General features: G+C 54.8%; 17 protein-coding genes. 9 read left to right on the forward strand and 8 right to left on the reverse strand.

Annotated elements, in window-relative coordinates; translation table 11 throughout:
• Window positions 1–82: 82 nt before the first annotated feature.
• The 3 genes from ACUN8H_RS07265 to ACUN8H_RS07275 are packed head-to-tail and all read right to left on the reverse strand — an operon-like array spanning window position 83 to window position 1,664.
• Window positions 83–418, reverse strand: coding sequence for an AzlD domain-containing protein (locus ACUN8H_RS07265; RefSeq protein WP_445531481.1), 336 nt, complete (start codon window positions 416–418; stop codon window positions 83–85).
• Complete coding sequence (locus ACUN8H_RS07270) at window positions 415–1,137, reverse strand: AzlC family ABC transporter permease (RefSeq protein ID WP_445531482.1); 723 nt, start codon at window positions 1,135–1,137, stop codon at window positions 415–417. The genes ACUN8H_RS07265 and ACUN8H_RS07270 overlap by 4 nt, the downstream gene beginning before the upstream one ends.
• Entirely contained in the window at window positions 1,134–1,664 is a 531-nt protein-coding gene (locus ACUN8H_RS07275) for a helix-turn-helix domain-containing protein (RefSeq protein WP_445531483.1), read from the reverse strand. The genes ACUN8H_RS07270 and ACUN8H_RS07275 overlap by 4 nt, the downstream gene beginning before the upstream one ends.
• A gap of 151 nt (window positions 1,665–1,815) precedes the next feature.
• Between ACUN8H_RS07275 and ACUN8H_RS07280 the strand changes: the two genes are divergently transcribed.
• Together ACUN8H_RS07280 and ACUN8H_RS07285 are read left to right on the forward strand one after the other, a co-directional pair.
• Complete coding sequence (locus tag ACUN8H_RS07280) at window positions 1,816–3,120, forward strand: MFS transporter (RefSeq protein WP_445531484.1); 1,305 nt, start codon at window positions 1,816–1,818, stop codon at window positions 3,118–3,120.
• 165 nt (window positions 3,121–3,285) lie between these two features.
• Window positions 3,286–3,615: a hypothetical protein gene (locus tag ACUN8H_RS07285; protein WP_445531485.1), complete on the forward strand. Its 330-nt coding sequence runs from the start codon at window positions 3,286–3,288 to the stop codon at window positions 3,613–3,615.
• A gap of 73 nt (window positions 3,616–3,688) precedes the next feature.
• Here the strand turns inward: ACUN8H_RS07285 and ACUN8H_RS07290 are convergent, their stop codons facing one another.
• Both ACUN8H_RS07290 and ACUN8H_RS07295 read right to left on the reverse strand, forming a co-directional pair.
• Window positions 3,689–4,006: a hypothetical protein gene (locus ACUN8H_RS07290; RefSeq protein WP_445531486.1), complete on the reverse strand. Its 318-nt coding sequence runs from the start codon at window positions 4,004–4,006 to the stop codon at window positions 3,689–3,691.
• A 140-nt stretch (window positions 4,007–4,146) separates the two neighbouring features.
• Window positions 4,147–4,770 carry a CDP-alcohol phosphatidyltransferase family protein gene (locus ACUN8H_RS07295; protein WP_445531487.1) on the reverse strand — a complete coding sequence of 208 codons (624 nt, stop codon included), beginning with the start codon at window positions 4,768–4,770 and terminating at the stop codon, window positions 4,147–4,149.
• Window positions 4,771–5,065: 295 nt separating this feature from the next.
• Here ACUN8H_RS07295 and ACUN8H_RS07300 point away from each other — a divergent pair, with 295 nt between their 5' ends.
• The 7 genes from ACUN8H_RS07300 to ACUN8H_RS07330 all read left to right on the forward strand — a co-directional run bounded on the left by ACUN8H_RS07300 (window position 5,066) and on the right by ACUN8H_RS07330 (window position 13,933).
• The gene (locus tag ACUN8H_RS07300; RefSeq protein WP_445531488.1) at window positions 5,066–6,712 is read left to right on the forward strand and encodes a DASS family sodium-coupled anion symporter; all 1,647 of its coding nucleotides are present in this window, start codon (window positions 5,066–5,068) and stop codon (window positions 6,710–6,712) included.
• A gap of 216 nt (window positions 6,713–6,928) precedes the next feature.
• On the forward strand, window positions 6,929–7,444 hold the full coding sequence (locus ACUN8H_RS07305; RefSeq protein ID WP_445531489.1) for a CinA family protein: 516 nt from the start codon (window positions 6,929–6,931) through the stop codon (window positions 7,442–7,444).
• Between the two features lie 39 nt (window positions 7,445–7,483).
• Entirely contained in the window at window positions 7,484–8,305 is an 822-nt protein-coding gene (gene nadE / locus ACUN8H_RS07310; RefSeq protein WP_445531490.1) for an ammonia-dependent NAD(+) synthetase, read from the forward strand.
• Between the two features lie 89 nt (window positions 8,306–8,394).
• On the forward strand, window positions 8,395–9,540 hold the full coding sequence (locus tag ACUN8H_RS07315) for an exonuclease SbcCD subunit D (protein WP_445531491.1): 1,146 nt from the start codon (window positions 8,395–8,397) through the stop codon (window positions 9,538–9,540).
• Window positions 9,537–12,596: an AAA family ATPase gene (locus ACUN8H_RS07320; RefSeq protein WP_445531492.1), complete on the forward strand. Its 3,060-nt coding sequence runs from the start codon at window positions 9,537–9,539 to the stop codon at window positions 12,594–12,596. Before ACUN8H_RS07315 ends, ACUN8H_RS07320 begins: the two co-directional genes overlap by 4 nt.
• A gap of 111 nt (window positions 12,597–12,707) precedes the next feature.
• Window positions 12,708–13,451, forward strand: a complete 744-nt coding sequence (locus tag ACUN8H_RS07325; protein WP_445531493.1) for a tellurite resistance TerB family protein — start codon at window positions 12,708–12,710, stop codon at window positions 13,449–13,451.
• The gene (locus ACUN8H_RS07330; RefSeq protein WP_445531494.1) at window positions 13,451–13,933 is read left to right on the forward strand and encodes a phosphatidylglycerophosphatase A family protein; all 483 of its coding nucleotides are present in this window, start codon (window positions 13,451–13,453) and stop codon (window positions 13,931–13,933) included. Before ACUN8H_RS07325 ends, ACUN8H_RS07330 begins: the two co-directional genes overlap by 1 nt.
• A gap of 80 nt (window positions 13,934–14,013) precedes the next feature.
• Here ACUN8H_RS07330 and ACUN8H_RS07335 read toward each other — a convergent pair whose 3' ends face one another.
• The 3 genes from ACUN8H_RS07335 to ACUN8H_RS07345 form a co-directional block, all read right to left on the reverse strand.
• Complete coding sequence (locus ACUN8H_RS07335; protein ID WP_445531495.1) at window positions 14,014–15,396, reverse strand: NAD-dependent succinate-semialdehyde dehydrogenase; 1,383 nt, start codon at window positions 15,394–15,396, stop codon at window positions 14,014–14,016.
• A 179-nt stretch (window positions 15,397–15,575) separates the two neighbouring features.
• Window positions 15,576–16,259 (reverse strand): peptide-methionine (S)-S-oxide reductase MsrA, encoded by a 684-nt coding sequence (gene msrA, locus ACUN8H_RS07340; protein WP_445531496.1) that lies wholly within the window; start codon window positions 16,257–16,259, stop codon window positions 15,576–15,578.
• A gap of 78 nt (window positions 16,260–16,337) precedes the next feature.
• Window positions 16,338–17,258, reverse strand: a complete 921-nt coding sequence (locus ACUN8H_RS07345) for a LysR family transcriptional regulator (protein WP_445531497.1) — start codon at window positions 17,256–17,258, stop codon at window positions 16,338–16,340.
• Window positions 17,259–17,425 lie beyond the last annotated feature (167 nt).

The raw sequence follows: 17,425 nt of genomic DNA on the forward strand, positions 1-17,425 counted from the left end.
TACATGCCTAGCTGTTTAATGCAAATCGTTATCATATGAGAAGTTGTGCTTGTAAGGGTGTCTGTTCAAGCGTGATTATGGGCTACATAAATAAGACGCCTACCTGCACTAGCCCGTACACCGCGACCCCAGCCGCCACCGGCCAGCCCAGCGAGCGTAATTTCCACCACACCAGCAGGGTGACGGAAAGCCCAATGACCGTTGCGACCCAGGAAGTCGCGCTTGGGTTGACCGGCATAAGCGAAACGCCCAGCACAGCGGCAATCATCAGCGGGCCGAGAATACCCAGCCACTGAGGCATGTTATTAATCCCGGTCGCGCTGTTTAAACGGCGTTGCATCCAGAGGAAAGGCATTACGCGCATAAGCAGAGTTCCCAGTGCTGAAACCACCACGGCTAGCCAGAGTGCACTGCTCATGGGTTACACCTCCCCGTTTGAAACTTCACCATATAGAAACAGATCGCGCCACAGGCGGCGGCCAGCGGAATGGCCACGTTGCTCCAGCCATAGAGGGTAAACATCAAGGCGGCAAAAATGGTGCAGCTCAGCGCCAGTGCCCAGCGTTTGTCGGTAAAGCGTGGCGCGATCATGGTCAGAAATAGTGCGGGAAGGGCGAAGGGCATCACTTCACCGAGTAATGGCCATCGGGCGGTTAACGTTTCACCCGCTGTGGCGCCGACCATGGTGCCGACGATCCAGACTCCCCAGGCTAGTAGTGAGGCACCCACTAACCAGCCGAATCGCTCGGGCGCCGCGAGCTGTGGAAGGCGCGTCAACGCGAGGGCAAACACCTGGTCGGTGAGGCCGTGCATTAGCCAGGGCCAGTGGCGGCTGCGCGGTAACAAAGCCGCCAGGTTCGGGCCATACACCACATGGCGCACGTTAATCAGTAGCGTCATCGCGACCACCAGCCAGAGTGGTGAGCCGGCCGCGACCATCCCGACAAACAGAAACTGCGAAGCACCGGCGTAAATTAGCGCTGAGATCGCCGCCGCTTCCCACATGCTAAAGCCTGCCTGGGTGGCCACCACCCCAAACGACAGCGAGACCGGAATATAGCCGCCCAGCAGCGGAATCGCTTCACGTACACCTTTTAAGGCGTAACGGACAGGGGAGTGGCTGGCAAGTTGGCTCATGGCGTTTCGCCTTTTGCGGCGTAGGTGATGGTCATCATCAAGGTGGCTTCTGCGGCTTGGGTGCGATAAAGATGGGGCTGATCTGCAGGAAAGGTGAGGGTGTCGCCAGGTGCCAGCGGCGTGGTGGCGCCTTCTGGTCCCGCTTCCAGCCAGCCGCTAATCAGCGTTAATGACTCGCGGGTACCTAGCGAATGAGCCTCGGCATGGCGAAGCGTATGGGGCGCGCAGCGCATCCAATAGGCGTCCACCTGGGGGGTGTCTTTCCCTTGATCGATCAAGCGCACTTGGATGCCATCTTCACCCAAGGGCACGGTGATGGGGGCCACCACGGTTCCGAAAGGCACATTAAGCTGCACCGCCAGCCGCCAGATGGTGTCTAGCGTTGGGTTGCCGTTGCCCTGTTCAAGGCGACACAGGTTGGATTTGGCGATGCCCGCCTCACTGGCCAGCTGCGACAACGACCAGCCCCGCTCAAGGCGAAGCGCTTGAAGATGGTGGCCCAGCGTATTGAGCGAGAGCTTATCCATGGTGGTGCGCCTTAGGAGTGCCGTTCTTTATATAGAACGTTCTATATAAAGAACGTTAGCCTGTCAACGAAAATTGCGTCAGCATCCGCTGGCACTCTTTATGCATCGGCTTAATGCATTACCCTTAGGTAATCTGCTGCGAGGAAACGCAATGCGATCATTGGCAATGCTTAAACCGGTTAAATCACTCCTGTATAGCGTGGCGTTACTGCTGCTAGGCAATGGGCTGCTCAACACGCTCCTGACACTGCGGGGGACGGATGAGGGTTTCTCCAGCGCCGTGTTGGGGATGATCATGTCCGGCTACTTTGTCGGCTTTATTGGCGGTACCTGGGTAAGTGGTCGCCTGATCAGGCGCATGGGGCATATTCGCACCTTTGGTTTTTGCGCCTCCCTTTGTGCCTCGGTGGCGCTGTTGCATCTGGTCTTTGTCAACCCGTGGGTATGGTTGCTGTTACGGATGGTGTACGGGCTTTCTTTTATTACCCTCATCACCGTGATAGAGAGTTGGTTGAATAGCCAAGCAGCCAGCCATGAGCGGGGGCGTATTTTCGCGGTTTATATGGTGGTCAATCTGGGTGCCTTAGCTACCGCACAGCAGTTGCTGCGGCTCTCCTCGCCACAAGGTTTTTTGCTTTTTGTCATCATTGCCATCTTGATTAGTTGGGCACTGTTGCCCATCACGCTGACGCGACGCGTTCAGCCTAAGATGTCTGAGCGGCCCAAAAGTAGTCTGCGCGTGCTGCTAGGCTTTGCGCCCTTGGCGGTGGCGTCTGCCGCGTTATCGGGGCTAGCGATGGGCGCGTTTTGGTCGATGACCCCGGTGTACGCCACGCAGTTAGGGTTTGATATCGGCGGTGTCGGGCTAGTGATGAGCGTGGCGATTATTGGCGGCGCACTGTTGCAGATACCGATTGGACGATTTTCCGATAAGCATGACCGCCCCCGGGTAATGACGTGGGTCGTGCTGTTAGCCGCGCTGATCGCTGCGTGCATGCCGTTTGCGCCAACGCATGAAGCGCTGCTAGGCCTCTACTTCCTCTGGGGTGGCTTGGCGTTTTCACTCTACCCACTGGCGGTAGCGCAGTTGATTGATCAGCTTCACCCCGATGAGATTGTCGCTGGCTCGGCGGACATGTTGGTGATGCATGGCGCTGGCTGTGCGGTGGCGCCCATTGCAGCAGGCTCCTTGATGACGGCAGTCGGGAGCCAAGGCCTGCCGGTTTACATTGCTTGCGTGTTTGCGCTGCTGGGCATGTATGCCATTTACCGCCGCCGCCGTGTCACCGCACTGGTTACCCACACCGCACACTTCGAGCCGATGGTACAAAGTAGTGCAGAAGTGCTGGAATTGATCTTCGATGATACTCAAGGCGATCTTTTCGATGACCCTAGTTTCTATGAAGAGCACGAACGTGAGCGCTTGAGAAGTATCTTAACGTCATCAAAAGGCTGAAGAAAATAGCGCTTAATCTGACTCTGCCGGTATGCTTGGCGTAAATAACCGATTATATTTTATAGGTAGCGGTGCTAGTCACCGCGCCTTGGTTGGGTGGCGTCGGTAAGTGCCTCTGCCGTTCGACCGTTTTCCCAAAAGAAAAACGAAAAAAGGAAACATCCAATGCGTATTAAAATGGTGCTGGTTGCGCTGGTGGCTCTCATGGCGTCATCGCTGGTGGCCGCAGCAGACTATTACGTGGATATTACTAACCGCACTGGCTACACCATCTATTATATGTATGTGAGTCCAGGGAACTCAAAAAGCTGGGAAGAGGATGTGTTAGGTAGTGATGTATTGATGAATGGGGATACTCAGCGGGTTACCTTGACGGGCTATACTAACCCCTACTTCGATATTCGCCTTGTCGATGAAGATAACGACAGCTACACCTTTTGGAACGTGAATGTCTCGACCCAGGACATCATCGTTACGCTCGATCATTTGGATTAGCAGCCGCAAAACCATTAAAAATGCCCCTGACGCCTAAGCGGAGAGGGGCACAGATAGAAAATATATTAGTAAGTTACGCTGCAACAATATGTAGTTTAGCGGGGACGGTTTTCGGCGGCTGAACGATAGGTTCGTCATTATCGGCGAACAGATCGCTACCCTTCATTTTCGCATAGCCACGCTGCGTTAAGGTAAGCACATCAGGTGAAGTGCCCCATTTAAGCAGCATTTCATCAAGCAGTTGCTCGGCTTGCTCATCCAGGCCCCACTGGCTAAGCAGTTGAGCAATAGCGTAGTCGCACTCGGGGGTGTCGAACAAATCATCCTTGATATCTTGAATGGCGATGTGAAGACCCGCTTGGGAAAGTTCGCTTAGCGTTTCACTGTGCATATCACGGCTCCGTGTGAATGCGGATGGAACGGCGGCTATCGTGGCGTAACCGCCTGATTTTATGTTGTACGTGTGTTGTACGACAATGACTCTAATATACGCATGAACGGGAAGCAAATGCAAAAACATTCCATGACAAACTAGTGACCTTTATGCTGGCGCAGCGTCCAGTAGCCACCCCATAGTCTTGTCGCGGTGGTGATAAGGCAGGCAATGGCGAACAGCATCGCTAGGGTTGGAAAATAATTAGGGAAAAGACAAAACAGCACCAAGGCCGCCACGGTTTCAGTGCCTTCGGTTAAACCTTCTAAATAGTAAAACGCCTTACTGGGAAAGTGCGGGCGCTCAATTGCCTGTTGCTTGGCGGCAATCGCAAAGGCTAGAAATGAAGTGCCTGTGCCGATAAATGCAAACAATAACAAGGCGGCTGACAGGGCATTTTGTGCAGGGTTGGCCAGCGCAAACCCAAGCACTACGACAGCGTAAAAAACAAAATCGAGCCCAATGTCGAGAAACCCGCCGGCATCGCTACAGCGGCCACTAAGGCGCGCGAGCGCACCGTCAACGCCATCACCCAGTCGGTTAAGCACAATCGCCAGTAGCGCCCATCCATACTGTTCGTAGGCCAACAGTGGTAACGCGGTAATGCCGATCAAAAAAGCAGTGAACGTCACTTGATCGGGTGTGATGTGTTTTTGATGCAACGGTGTTGCGAGGCGTTGCAGCGGGCGATGGGTAAGCGGCATTGTAAAACGGTCAAGCACACGTTTCTCCTTGGCGGTTATCGGGAATGTTGTGTGTTATTGGGAATATTGCGTAACGACGTATAGCAGTCACATAGGTTAACGCTAGCGCTATATCGTCGTTAGCAATTGCTAATAATTAAACTAAGGTCGTTAGACTTTGGTTGTAATTATGAGCAAAACACTGGACTAATTGTCTATTGCAGTTAATAAAGGGCGCCAAGGCAGCTTCAGAATTCCCCTCATGTTGGCTTATTTGCCCACAAGCTGTTGCTTAATCTCACTCTCATTTCTGACCGCAAGTGGCGCTTACTGTATGCATAAAACTGCCCTGATGACGGTATGGGATCAGCTATGGCACTCCCATTACCAAGCCAAAAATTTATTAATGTGCGCGCTCCCGACCGGTGGCACCGCCAAGGCGGCGAGTAACACCCAACGTGAGCCTTCTCACCAACCCAAGCCGCCCGCCTATACGACGCCGCAAAAAATAGGTTTATTGCTTGGCCCGCTGCTGTTTGCCTTTGTGGTGATGTTTTTTCACCCTGAAGATTTGAGTTTTGAAGGCCGCATGGTGCTGGCGACCACGCTTTGGGTAGCCGTTTGGTGGATCACTGAAGCGATCCCCATCCCCGCGACATCACTGTTGCCCATTATACTGCTGCCTATTACCGGTGCATTGGATGGCAATACGGTCACGGCAGCTTACGGCAATCCGATTATTTTCCTCTTCCTTGGCGGCTTTATGATCGCTCTGGCGATGGAAAAGTGGGATTTGCACAAGCGCATCGCTCTGTCGATCATTGCCGTGTTGGGCACCAGCATTAATAGCATTGTGTTCGGCTTTATGGCCGCAACCGGCTTCTTATCCATGTGGGTATCCAACACGGCGGCCGTGATGATGATGCTGCCCATTGGTACCGCCATTGTGTATCAGGTCAGTCAGGAACTGGCAAAAAGTGACGGCGACCATAGTGGTGAAATCGAGAAGTTCAACAAGGCGCTCATTTTTGGTATCGGCTACGGCGGCACCATTGGTGGCTTGGGTACGCTGATTGGTACGCCGCCTAATATTATTCTGGCGGCGATCGTTAATGAATTATTCGGCATTGAGATTTCATTCGCCGGCTGGCTGATGTTTGCTTTTCCCGTGGTGGTCGTGCTGCTTGTGAGCGCTTGGTTACTACTGACACGCGTCTTTTTTCCGATCAAATTTAGCCATTTGCCGGGTGGTCGGGCGCTAATTAACAAAGAAAAAGACGCTTTGGGTAAAACCAGTTTTGAAGAGAAAGCTGTACTGGCGGTTTTCTTGTTCGCCGCCTTTATGTGGATTACACGCTCGTTCTTGTGGCAGGGTCAGATCTTCACCATTCCGGGTATCAATGACACTATGATCGCGATTTTTGCCGCGCTACTGCTGTTTTTGATTCCTTCTAAAAACAAGGGTGGCTGCCTGTTGGGTTGGGAGGTAGCCAAAGACGTACCTTGGGGTATTCTGCTGCTGTTTGGTGGTGGCTTGGCGATTGCGGCAGGCTTTGGCTCTTCCGGCTTGGCAGAGTGGATCGGCGGGCAAATGAGTGTATTGGAAGGTGTTAACTTCCTGCTGGTGATTCTGCTGGCTACCGGCATGGTGTTGTTCTTGACTGAAATCACCTCGAACACGGCGACCGCCACTATGATTCTACCCGTGCTGGCGTCGCTGGCGCTGGCGCTGGATATTCATCCCTTCGTACTGATGGTGCCTGCAGCAATGGCCGCTAACTGCGCCTTTATGCTGCCGGTGGGTACGCCGCCAAACGCGATTATCTTTGCCACCGGTAAGCTTAAAATTATCGAGATGGTGCGCACTGGCTTCTGGATCAATATTATTGCCATGCTGCTCATTGTGGCGGCGGTCTATTTCCTGCTGCCGGTGTTATGGAGCGTAGACTTAACCAACTATCCCGATGCTTTTAGACGCTAATATGTCCCACTAGCAGATCATAGCCTCGCCTTCGGGCGGGGCTTTTTTATCGCTATTTTGTCGTTAATTCAGGCACATAAACAATGTTAATTATGGCGTCGGGCTTTAGACAAATCAGTGCGCTTAACTATAGTACGTTTGACTACAGTACGTTTAACGACAGTGCCTACAAGGAGTAGCGGGCGTTAGCTCGATGGCGTCATAAGGAGTTGAGCAATGGAACTGCTTGAACATATCAGTGAATATCTGAAAAAACATGAGCTTAAAATGGCCACGGCGGAGTCGTGCACCGCTGGACTGATTGTTTCAGAGCTGGCGGGCGTGTCCGGTAGCGGCCAATCGATCGATTGTGGGTTGGCTGTTTATTCACCTGAAGCGAAAAACCGCTATTTAGCCGTCAGCTTTGACACTATTGATACCTATGGCCTGACCAGCGAAGCCACCTCACGCGAAATGGCGTTAGGTGCTTTGAACAATAATGATGCCAATGTCGCGTTAGCCAATACCGGCATTGCGGGCCCAGAGCCCCACGATGGGATACCGGTGGGAACCGTTTGCTTTGCTTGGGCGTTTCGGCACGAGCACGAGGTTTATGTCATGGTAAGGACGAAACGCTTCGCGGGTAACCGAAATGAGGTACGTCTCGCCGCTGCTCACTATGCGCTAGAAATGGTGCCAAAACATCATGGCCAGGTAGTGGCTGGCAAAGCACCGCGCGTTGATGAATCATAATCTTCGAAATTCCACCGTCGACGGGAGGCAGGCAGCGCCATGACTAACCCAGTAACTCAGCAGCGTATCCAGGCAGATTTGCAGGTTAAAGCATCGATTAATCCACAGGATGAAATTGATGCACGGGTCGATTTTCTCTGTCACCAGATCATCGAGACAGGTCAGCATGCGCTGGTACTAGGCATTAGTGGCGGGGTGGACTCTACCGTTGCGGGGCGTTTAGCCCAACTGGCTGTCGAGCAGGTCCGCGAGAAAGGGGTTGAAGCCCGCTTTTACGCCATCCGGCTGCCTTACGGTGAACAGAAAGATGAGGATGATGCGCAGCAGGCACTGAGGTTCATTACGCCTGATGAAGTGCTAGCCATTAATGTAAAACCCGCCAGTGACGCTTTACTCTCTTCCCTGGAAGAGGGCGGCCTAACGTTTCAAGATGCGGCGCAACGCGACTTTGTATTGGGTAATATTAAAGCGCGCCAACGCATGGTGGCGCAGTATGCCATCGCTGGTGCCAAGTCAGGTTTAGTGGTGGGAACCGATCAAGCCGCAGAGGCACTGATGGGCTTTTTCACCAAATACGGTGATGGCGCCTGTGATCTTGTGCCGCTGACGGGGCTCACCAAAAGCCAGGTGAGAGAAGTCGGTGCGGCGTTAGGTGCGCCCGCCGCGCTGGTAGAAAAACAGCCTACTGCTGATCTGGAATCACTTAAACCGCAGCTGGCTGATGAGGAAGCGCTAGGGGTCAGCTACGCCGAGATTGATGCCTTCCTTACAGGGCAACCGGTGAGCGAGCAGGCCTACACCACCATCACCCGTACCTATCAACGCACCGACCATAAACGCCAACTCCCCAGAACGCCGTAGCGGCATTTTCTACAAGCTCAACACCTGCGCTAAACGCAGCGCCATTAGGTTGCTATGATGCCGCTACACTATTGGCTGTTGAGCTTGTTATGCGTTTACTCCATACCGCTGATTGGCATCTGGGCCGGCTATTCCACAATCTTTCATTGTTGGAAGACCAGCGCCATGTGCTCAACCAGCTTATCGCTATCATCGATCGGGAAAACGTCGATGCGGTGCTGATCGCCGGCGATATCTATGACCGCTCGGTGCCGCCCTCGGCGGCCGTCACTCTGCTGGATGAAGTGCTCCACGCGCTATGTGAGGTGCGCAAGCTGCCGGTCATCATGATTTCAGGCAATCACGACGGCGCCGAGCGACTGCGTTTTGGTGCGCGCCATTTGCGTCAAGCCGGGCTGCATATTCTTTCCGATTTAGCTGATTTCGCTATGCCCGTCACGCTGACCATCGACGGCCTAGAGGTGGATGTATTCGGGATACCTTACGCCGACCCTGAGCATGTACGCAGCCAGTTGAACGTAGACGTGCGGGACTTTGACGGCGCTCATCGCTATTTGGTCGAGCGCATTGGTGAACAGCGCCACCCAACACGCCCATGCATACTGATGAGCCACTGTTTTGTAGATGGCGGCAGCGCCTCCGACTCCGAGCGTCCGCTAACGTTAGGCGGTGCCGAAAGCGTGGCTTGGGAGCCAATGCAGGGCTTCGATTATGTGGCGCTGGGTCATCTGCACGGCCCGCAGTATCGCGGTGGCGAGCATATTCGCTATAGCGGGTCGCTGCTTAAATACAGCTTTTCCGAAGCCAGCCAGCGTAAAGGCGTCACGTTGGTCGAGTTAGACGTGAACGGCGTCAAAAAAATTGACCAGGTGACATTGATGCCCAGCCGTGAAGTGCGTGTCTTAGAAGGTGAGCTGGATGCGTTGATCGTCCAGGGCCAAACCGATAAGAACGCCGACGACTACCTGTTGGTGCGATTGACCGATCGGCACGCCATTCTCGACCCCATGGGCAAACTACGTGAGGTGTACCCTAATGTGCTGCATCTCGAGAAGCCCGGCATGCTGGAGGCGCGCGGTACGCAGCAGCTCGACCGGGAACGGCTGCGCTTTGATGCGCTGGATATGTTTAGCGACTTCTTCAATCAAACCAGCGGCGAGGCCATGAGCGAGCGTCAGGCCAGCGCGATGGCAGAATTGATTACCCAATTGCAGCGTGATGAGGCCCAGCAATGACGCCGTTAACGCTGACCATGCAGGCCTTTGGCCCGTTCGCGGGCACTGAAAGCATTGATTTCACCGCGCTGGGCAGAAGCCCCCTGTTTTTGATTAACGGGCCCACCGGGGCGGGCAAGAGCTCGATTCTTGATGCGCTGTGTTTTGCTCTTTACGGCCAGACGACGGGTAATGAACGCGACCCGACCCAGATGCGCTGCGATCAGGCAGATGCTGCGCTATTAACGGAAGTTAGTCTCGATTTTCATCTTCGCGGCGTTGATTACCGGGTGCGTCGTGTCCCCCAGCAAGAGCGCCCCAAATCCCGCGGCGAAGGTACCACCACGCATAATGCTGAAGCGCAGCTTTGGCGATTAAAGGCGGGTGGTGAGGTAGAGACCTGTCTGGTGGCGCGCAAGGTCAACGATGCCACCGCCGAGCTGCAAACTCTGATTGGCCTGGATGCCAATCAATTTCGCCAGGTCATGGTGTTGCCCCAGGGCAAGTTCCGCGAGTTGCTGATAGCCGATTCAAAAGAGCGTGAAAAAATTTTTTCGCAACTGTTCCAAACACATATCTTCCAGCGTATCGAAGAGCAACTGCGCAACCAGGCCAATCAAATCGAGCGGGATGTGAAGGAGCATCGGCAACATATCAGTGGCATTTTGGCGGGGGGCGAGCTGGAGAGCGAGGCCGCGTTAGATCAAGAGCTGGAAGTGCTAAAGCCACAGGTGCAAGACGCACGGCACCAGTTCGAGACAGCGCAGCAGCAGCGCCGCAAGGCCGAAATACAGCGCGATGAAGCGCTGGCGCTGCAGCGCCAATTTGAAGCCCGCGATACGCTAGCGGCGGACAAAGCTCGCCATCTTGGGCAGCACGATGAGATCGAAAGCAGCAAGGAGCGTTTAGCTCAAAGCGCCCAGGCACAGGCGCTGCAGGCCCCAAAGAGCGCCTTAGACCAAGCGCAGCAAGCTGTAACGACCGCTCAAGCCGAACAGCAAACGGCGGAAGCTGCATTAACCGCCCAGGGTTCTAACGCCCAACAGGCAAAGCAGGCATTAGAAGCGACACGCCAGCGACAGTCAGAACTGCCTGCGCAGCGCGAGCGTCATCGTCAGTTGGGCGAGTTTATTCAAAAAGGCCAACAGCTCAGCGAGCTGCAAACGCATTTTCAAACGGCGCAGGCCGCGTGGCAGCAAGCGGACAGTGCACTCAAACGCGATGAAACCCAGTTAGACGCTATTCGACAACAGGGTGAAGCGATAGGTGTCAACCTCGAACGTTTACAGGCCGAGCTTCAGCAACTGGCCAGCGCGCCTGCTGAACTAAGCCGCCATAACCACCTACTAACCCAGCGCCAAGAGCTGGATGAGCTTGGCCGCCAAGGGCGTGAGTTAACGGCTCAACAGCAGCAGGCAGCGGACACACTCGAACGCCGAAAAAGCGAAGCAGCACAGGCGGATCGCAATGCCACTGAGCAGGAGATGCGCTGGCATCATGGCCAAGCCGCGCTACTCGCTCTGACGCTTGAGCAGGATGCCCCTTGCCCGGTGTGCGGCAGCTTGTCACATCCCGCGCCGGCGGTTAACAACGCCGATGTCGTCACTCAGGCGCAGGTGGAAGCGGCCAGGTCGGCTCAAGAGCAGGCCCGCCACTCTCTTCAGGTCGCTGAACGCGATCACCAGCAGCTTGCGCAGCAGATTAACTACCACACACAGCAAGTCCAGCGACTCAACCAGCAGTTAGGCGAGTGGGCTAACCAGCCGCTAAATGCACTACAAAACACCTGCGATGAGTTAAATCGCCAGGTCGCTCGGCAGACAAGCGTTGAGCGAGAGATCCACCAGCAAATCGCCGCCCGTGACGCGCTACGGCGAGAGTGGGGCGCGCTTGATAAACAGCTTAAAACCCAGCGGCCTGCGGTTGAAAAAGCCAAAGAGGGCGCATTAAGGCTAGAAAGCCAGCGCGATCAATTAAGTCAGTCGTTGCCAGAAAATGCTCGAGACCCTTTTGCTATGCGTCAAACGCTCACTGAGCTTGAGCGCCAAATAACGCAACTTGAACAAGATGGGGAAAGCGCTCAGCAAGCGCTTTCAAACAGTCAAACCCAGCTGGCGCGAGCAGAAGAGCAGCGACGCGGCGCGAACGAACGAACCGAACGCAGCGAGCAGTCGTTACAGCAGGCGCAAGCAGAGTGGCAAGCCGCGCTGCAGACCAGCCCCTTTAGTGATGAGATGGCGTTTCAGGCGGCGCAATTGGATGCTACCCAGCGGCAAGCGTTGACGCACCAAGTCGAGGCGTACCAGCGTCGCTTAGCCGAGCTTGAAGGTGCACTGCAGAATTATCAAAACCAGCTTGCCGACAAAACGCCGCCGGATCTTAACGCGCTCACTACCTTGACCGAGACTGCCCAAGCGGCCGAGCACACCCAGTTAGAGGCATGGCGAAAGCTGGATGGACGATTAGCGACGCTGCAGGGTATTCACCAAAAGCTGGCCTCTGCCCACACAGCCCAGGCTGAGCTTGAAGCCCAATATCAGCTGTGGGGCACGCTAAGCGAAGTCGCAAATGGTCGCACCGGGCATAGAATCAGCCTGCAACGCTTCGTGCTCGGCGTGCTGCTGGATGATGTTCTCATTCAGGCTTCAGAGCGGCTGGTGCGTATGAGCCGGGGGCGCTACCAGCTAGTGCGTCGAGAGGACCCCTCAAAAGGTAACAAGGCGTCAGGCCTGGAGCTTGATGTAGCGGACACCTATACCGGCAAGAACCGTTCGGTAGCGACGCTTTCTGGTGGGGAGTCGTTCATGGCAGCGCTGTCGTTAGCGCTGGGTCTTTCAGATGTCGTGCAGGCTTACGCGGGCGGCATTCAGTTGGATACGCTCTTTATCGACGAAGGCTTTGGCAGCCTCGACCAAGATGCTCTGGATCAAGCCATTAACATGCTGAGCGAACTGCAAATGGGCGGGCGCATGATTGGGGTTATTTCCCACGTCAGTGAGCTCAAGGAGCAAATGCCCATCCGGGTAGAAGTACGCGCTAGCCGGCACGGCAGCTCTGTAGAAGTAAAGGGCGTATAGCGATAATGTGGACTAAGGCAGCGTTAATTCATGCTGCGTTCATACAACCTGTTTTATAAAGAGCGTTAAACGTTAACGGCACCGAAAAAACCACCCATAAAGAGTACAAGGATGAACGCAAGCAAGATTTTACAGCAGTTGATGCAGCAAGCGGGCAGCAGCCAGAAGGGTGGCAGCAGCGGTGTCGATGTGAAGGGCATGCTGAGTGGGCTCTCTAAGCAATTAGGCGGCGGTAGCAGTGGACAAGGGAGCGGTTTTTCTAGCGGCTTCGATGTTAAAAGCCTGCTGGGTGGCGGTGCCATGGGCATGTTAGTGGGTTCTAAACGGGGCCGCAGCATGGGTGGCAAGGCGTTGAAATACGGCGCCATTGCCGGGGTAGGCGTATTGGCCTGGAAAGCATGGCAGAGCTCGCAAGTCGCAAAGAACAGCAACGGCCAGCCTGGCAATGCGCAAGCCGCTGCTGAGGAAGGCGAACGTGTCGAAGTGCTTAGCGGTGACGTCCAAGAACGGCGTAGCCTTGAGCTGCTACAAGCGATGATCATGGCGGCGCGAGCCGATGGCCACATTGATGAGCAGGAACAGGCGTGGATCACCGAGCAGATTGACGCGCTCGGCGCTGATCAAGAGATGCATCATTGGGTAGAAACGCAGTTGAAGGCGCCACTCGATGCCCAAGCCCTGGCCCGCGAGGGGGATTCCCCCCAGGCGGCTCGCGAAATGTATTTGATCAGCGTGGCGGTCATCGATGATCAAAACCCGATGGAACGCGCATGGCTTGATCAGTTGGCTAGCGCGCTTAACTTGCCCAAAGAGATGACGAACGAACTTGAACGTCAAGCCGAGCAGGCGGGTTAGTGCTGGACACGTTTAATTTTTGGCTGGCAACCGGCTTTGGGCTAGGCCTTGCGCCGTTCGCTCCCGGTACGTTTGGTTCACTGTTGGGCGTACCGTTAGCGTGGTGGCTGTTGAGTCGCCCGTTAGGCCAGCAAGGGCTCGTAATGGCGGCACTATTGCTGCTGGCGGTGCCTGTTTGCCACATTGCCGCTTGGCATTATGACGGGCTGGATCACGGCAGTATCGTCGCCGATGAATACGTGGCGTTTCCATTGGCGGTCATTGGGTTGGCGGCTGCGCGCCATCCCCTGGTAATAGCGCTTGGCTTTGGAGTTTACCGCTTTTTTGATGCACTAAAGCCACCGCCCATTCACCTCACTGAGCAGTTGCGCGGCGGTTTCGGTATTGTGATGGATGATGTGGTGGCTGCCTTGGTCACCTGGGTCGTGATGATGATAGGTCTAACACTTTGGCAGCGCCGTAAAACTCAACGTAGCGTCTAACCAACCATAAAAAGCGCCGCAAGCCTATAAAGCTTGTGGCGCTAGTTTTTTTACAGCTTAGCCATTAACGAAGTAGCGCATTACTCTTGAACGACAATCACCGACTTGGCGTTGACGAACTCGTGCATGCCGAAGCCGCCGTGTTCACGCCCATAACCGGAGTTTTTCACCCCGCCGAAGGGCATTTCCGGTGTGGCAACGCCAAAACCGTTGATAAAGACCATGCCTGTATCGAAGTATTTGCTGGCAAGCTCCGTGGCGTGTTTGACGTCTTTAGAGATGATGCCACCGCCCAAGCCGTAACGGCTGTCATTAGCAATGCGCATTGCGTCTTCATCGTCTTTGGCACGAATCAGCGCGGCCACTGGACCAAACAGCTCATCATCGTAAGCGGGCTGGCCCGGCGTTACGTTATCGAGCACGGTCACCGGGTAGAATGCGCCTTTGCCAGTTGGTTTTTCACCACCGCAAAGAATTTTTGCACCTTTGCGTACGCTCTCTTCTACTTGATCGTGAAGGCCGTCGCGCAGATCAACACGGGCCATCGGACCTAGGTCGCTACCTTCTTGGGTCGGGTCGCCCGCCGTCAGCGATTCCATACGAGCGACATAGCGCTCTTTAAACGCTTCGTAGTTTTTCTCGGTCACCACAAAACGCTTGGCCGCCACACAGGTTTGCCCGCCGTTATAGACGCGCCCCTGTACACAGGTGTCCACCGCGACATCCAGATCGGCATCGTCAAGCACTAAGAAGGCATCGTTAGAGCCCAGCTCGAGAACAGTCTTTTTCAGATACTCGGCCGCTTTGGCAGCCACTTTTCGGCCAGCGCCGTCGCTGCCCGTGAGCGTCACGCCACGCACTGCAGGGTGCCCAATCACTTCATCTGAAACATCGTGAGAGATCACCAACGTGCGGAACACGTTTTCAGGTAACCCTGCTTCACGGTAAATTTTCTCTAGCAGTAGACCGCTGCCGGTCACATTTTCAGCGTGTTTCAGCAGCACACCGTTACCTGCCATGATATTGGCAATGGAGTAACGCACTACTTGATAAGCCGGAAAGTTCCAGGGCTGAATGCCGTAGATGACGCCCATTGGCGAGTAGCTAATAAAGCCGCGCTCACCATTGCTAGGCTGGCGCTCTTCGTCAGCAAGCTCTTTAGGGCCATTTTCTGCGGTGTAATCGCAGATGCCGGTGCACAGATCGACTTCTTGACGCGCCTGCTCAGGAAGCTTGCCCATCTCTTTGACCATCAGCTCGACAAGTTCGCCTTTATGGTCCTGCATCGCTTGGCCAATCGCCTTAACCGTTTTCGCGCGGCTCTCCAACGATTCGAGGCGCCAATCGAGGAATGCGTCATAGCAGGCATCGACAACCTGTTTCGCTTCACCGCTATTCATTAGGGTGTAAGTTTCGAGTGTTTCGCCGTTCGTCGGATTAATCGTCGTGATGCTGTTGCTCATAAGATCTCCTATCTATAGATCAACGCTTGGGTCAAAACGTCCAGCTCCTGGGCGCTTAGTCGACCGGTCTACTTTTGGTACAAAGCTACCTTAGTACAAAATGAGCGCTTATGCATAATTAAGCGCTCAATATCGGGCAGTGATTTTAACGATGAGTTCCCCCGCCGGGGCTAGATGCGCTATCCAAACGTAGGTCCGCCTGCTTCTTCGTCCCACACTTCTTCCAGGCGATCATCGCGCCCACAGCTGAAGCGATAGAATTTGTAGCGAACGGGGTTCTTTTGATAATAATCCTGGTGGTACTCCTCGGCCGCCCAGAATGTCGTGGCGGGCACTATCTGGGTTGCAATGTCGCGGTCAAAGCGGGCTTCCATCTCTGCTTTGGATGCTTCGGCTAACGCACGCTGCTCTTCATCGTTATAAAATATGGCTGAGCGGTACTGGTCACCCACATCGCAAAACTGGCGGTCTACCGCGAAGGGGTCGATGTTGCGCCAAAAAATCTCCAGCAGTTGCGCGTAGCTGATCTGTTCAGCGTCGTATTCCACTTTCACTACTTCCGCATGCCCCGTGCCACCCCGGGAAATATCTTCGTAGGTGGGGTTGTCGAGCTCACCGCCGATATAGCCGGAAATTGTGGCGCTAACGCCGGGTTGGTTGTCGTAGGGCGGCTCCATGCACCAGAAACACCCTCCCGCGAAGATCGCTTCTGCGTTGCTCTGGGGTTGAGAGGCCTGTGATTGAGAGCTTTGGGATTGAGAATCCTGTGATTGAGAACTCTGCGCTTGAAGCGCGGGGCTTGCCAGCCCGATAGCGGCCAGTACGCAAAGTGACAGAGGTTGAAAGCGGAGAAGTCGGGTCATGGTTAGCACTCCAAGGGAGATAGCAAATAATCGCGATCTTGAGTTGATTGGTGACACGAACGCTTTGTTCCTTACAGATTAATCCAACCGATGTGGCCAGACCTCATCTAGCGTGCTCAGGGCGGCGTTCACCGTCGGTTCAGTGGCGCTCTCGCGACGCCATATAAAGCTTAATGCACAAGGAAGGCGGATATTGTCCGCGACCGCCAGGCCGCTCTCTTGGCGTTCCGCCATTGCCAGGGCATCACGGGCTAGGCTTAAGCCGACGCCTGCACGGACAAGATCTAGCATGCAGGCTTCCTGGTCGACTTGAGCCACGCGATGAGGCGTTGCGCCGCTTTTGGCTAACGCCTGTTTTAGCAGCCGGTGGTGAACAGAATCATGCGGAGTAACGATCCAGGGCAGGGTGGCTAGATACTCCCAGCGGGTGTTAGCCAGCCGATTTTCCCAGCCCGCCGGCGCAATGACATGATAATCAAAGTGCGTTAGCTCACGCCAAGCTAACACCTCATGCTTTTCATCGAGGGCTTTATTCGGCCCAAGGCCAGGGGGAGCCAAGTAGAAACCGACATCTAACTCGCCCTGTTCAATACGGTTTAACACGCTGCCGCTCATTCCATGCTGCAACTCGGTTTCTAGCTGGGGAGCGCGTGCCATCAGGCGGCTTAAAAAAGCGCCTAAACGGAGAAATTCGGGATCGACAATGGTACCAATAGTGAGCTTGCCGCGCAGGGTGCTGTGCAGCGCCCCGGCGGTTTGCTCAAAGGCATGGGCGCTGGCCAGCGCCTTTTCGGCGGCCGGTAACAGGGTATGACCATCGCCAGTCAGCGCGAGCCCTTGAGGTCGCCGGGTGAACAGCGTCAGTCCCAGGTTGGCCTGAAGTTGCTTCAACTTTAGGCTAATGGCGGGTTGCGTTAGATGTAGTTGCTCTGCCGCGCGGGAAACGCTGCCTGTTTTGGCAACGGCCACGAAGGCGCGCAGTGTGGCGTAATCTTGCATAGAGCCTTCGCAATGTGGCTACTGATATTAGCAGAGCTTATAACTGGCTTTTAAATAACTCAATTGATCCGGCCGGAGAGGTCGGTAGGCTAGGCTGATAAAACGCTTCAATCGATAACACGCTTTTACACATAGCCGTTTCGTATCGCGCCTTTCAAACAGCAGGT

This window comes from Vreelandella sp. V005 (assembly GCF_052645115.1).

Bases quoted from the DNA above. Each gene is read 5' to 3' on its own strand.
- msrA (WP_445531496.1), bottom strand. From the start codon at position 16,259: ATGACCCGACTTCTCCGCTTTCAACCTCTGTCACTTTGCGTACTGGCC.
- ACUN8H_RS07280 (WP_445531484.1), top strand. From the start codon at position 1,816: ATGCGATCATTGGCAATGCTTAAACCGGTTAAATCACTCCTGTATAGC.
- ACUN8H_RS07345 (WP_445531497.1), bottom strand. From the start codon at position 17,258: ATGCAAGATTACGCCACACTGCGCGCCTTCGTGGCCGTTGCCAAAACA.
- ACUN8H_RS07305 (WP_445531489.1), top strand. From the start codon at position 6,929: ATGGAACTGCTTGAACATATCAGTGAATATCTGAAAAAACATGAGCTT.
- ACUN8H_RS07270 (WP_445531482.1), bottom strand. From the start codon at position 1,137: ATGAGCCAACTTGCCAGCCACTCCCCTGTCCGTTACGCCTTAAAAGGT.
- ACUN8H_RS07285 (WP_445531485.1), top strand. From the start codon at position 3,286: ATGCGTATTAAAATGGTGCTGGTTGCGCTGGTGGCTCTCATGGCGTCA.
- ACUN8H_RS07265 (WP_445531481.1), bottom strand. From the start codon at position 418: ATGAGCAGTGCACTCTGGCTAGCCGTGGTGGTTTCAGCACTGGGAACT.
- ACUN8H_RS07275 (WP_445531483.1), bottom strand. From the start codon at position 1,664: ATGGATAAGCTCTCGCTCAATACGCTGGGCCACCATCTTCAAGCGCTT.
- ACUN8H_RS07325 (WP_445531493.1), top strand. From the start codon at position 12,708: ATGAACGCAAGCAAGATTTTACAGCAGTTGATGCAGCAAGCGGGCAGC.
- ACUN8H_RS07320 (WP_445531492.1), top strand. From the start codon at position 9,537: ATGACGCCGTTAACGCTGACCATGCAGGCCTTTGGCCCGTTCGCGGGC.
- ACUN8H_RS07335 (WP_445531495.1), bottom strand. From the start codon at position 15,396: ATGAGCAACAGCATCACGACGATTAATCCGACGAACGGCGAAACACTC.
- ACUN8H_RS07300 (WP_445531488.1), top strand. From the start codon at position 5,066: ATGCATAAAACTGCCCTGATGACGGTATGGGATCAGCTATGGCACTCC.
- ACUN8H_RS07315 (WP_445531491.1), top strand. From the start codon at position 8,395: ATGCGTTTACTCCATACCGCTGATTGGCATCTGGGCCGGCTATTCCAC.
- nadE (WP_445531490.1), top strand. From the start codon at position 7,484: ATGACTAACCCAGTAACTCAGCAGCGTATCCAGGCAGATTTGCAGGTT.
- ACUN8H_RS07290 (WP_445531486.1), bottom strand. From the start codon at position 4,006: ATGCACAGTGAAACGCTAAGCGAACTTTCCCAAGCGGGTCTTCACATC.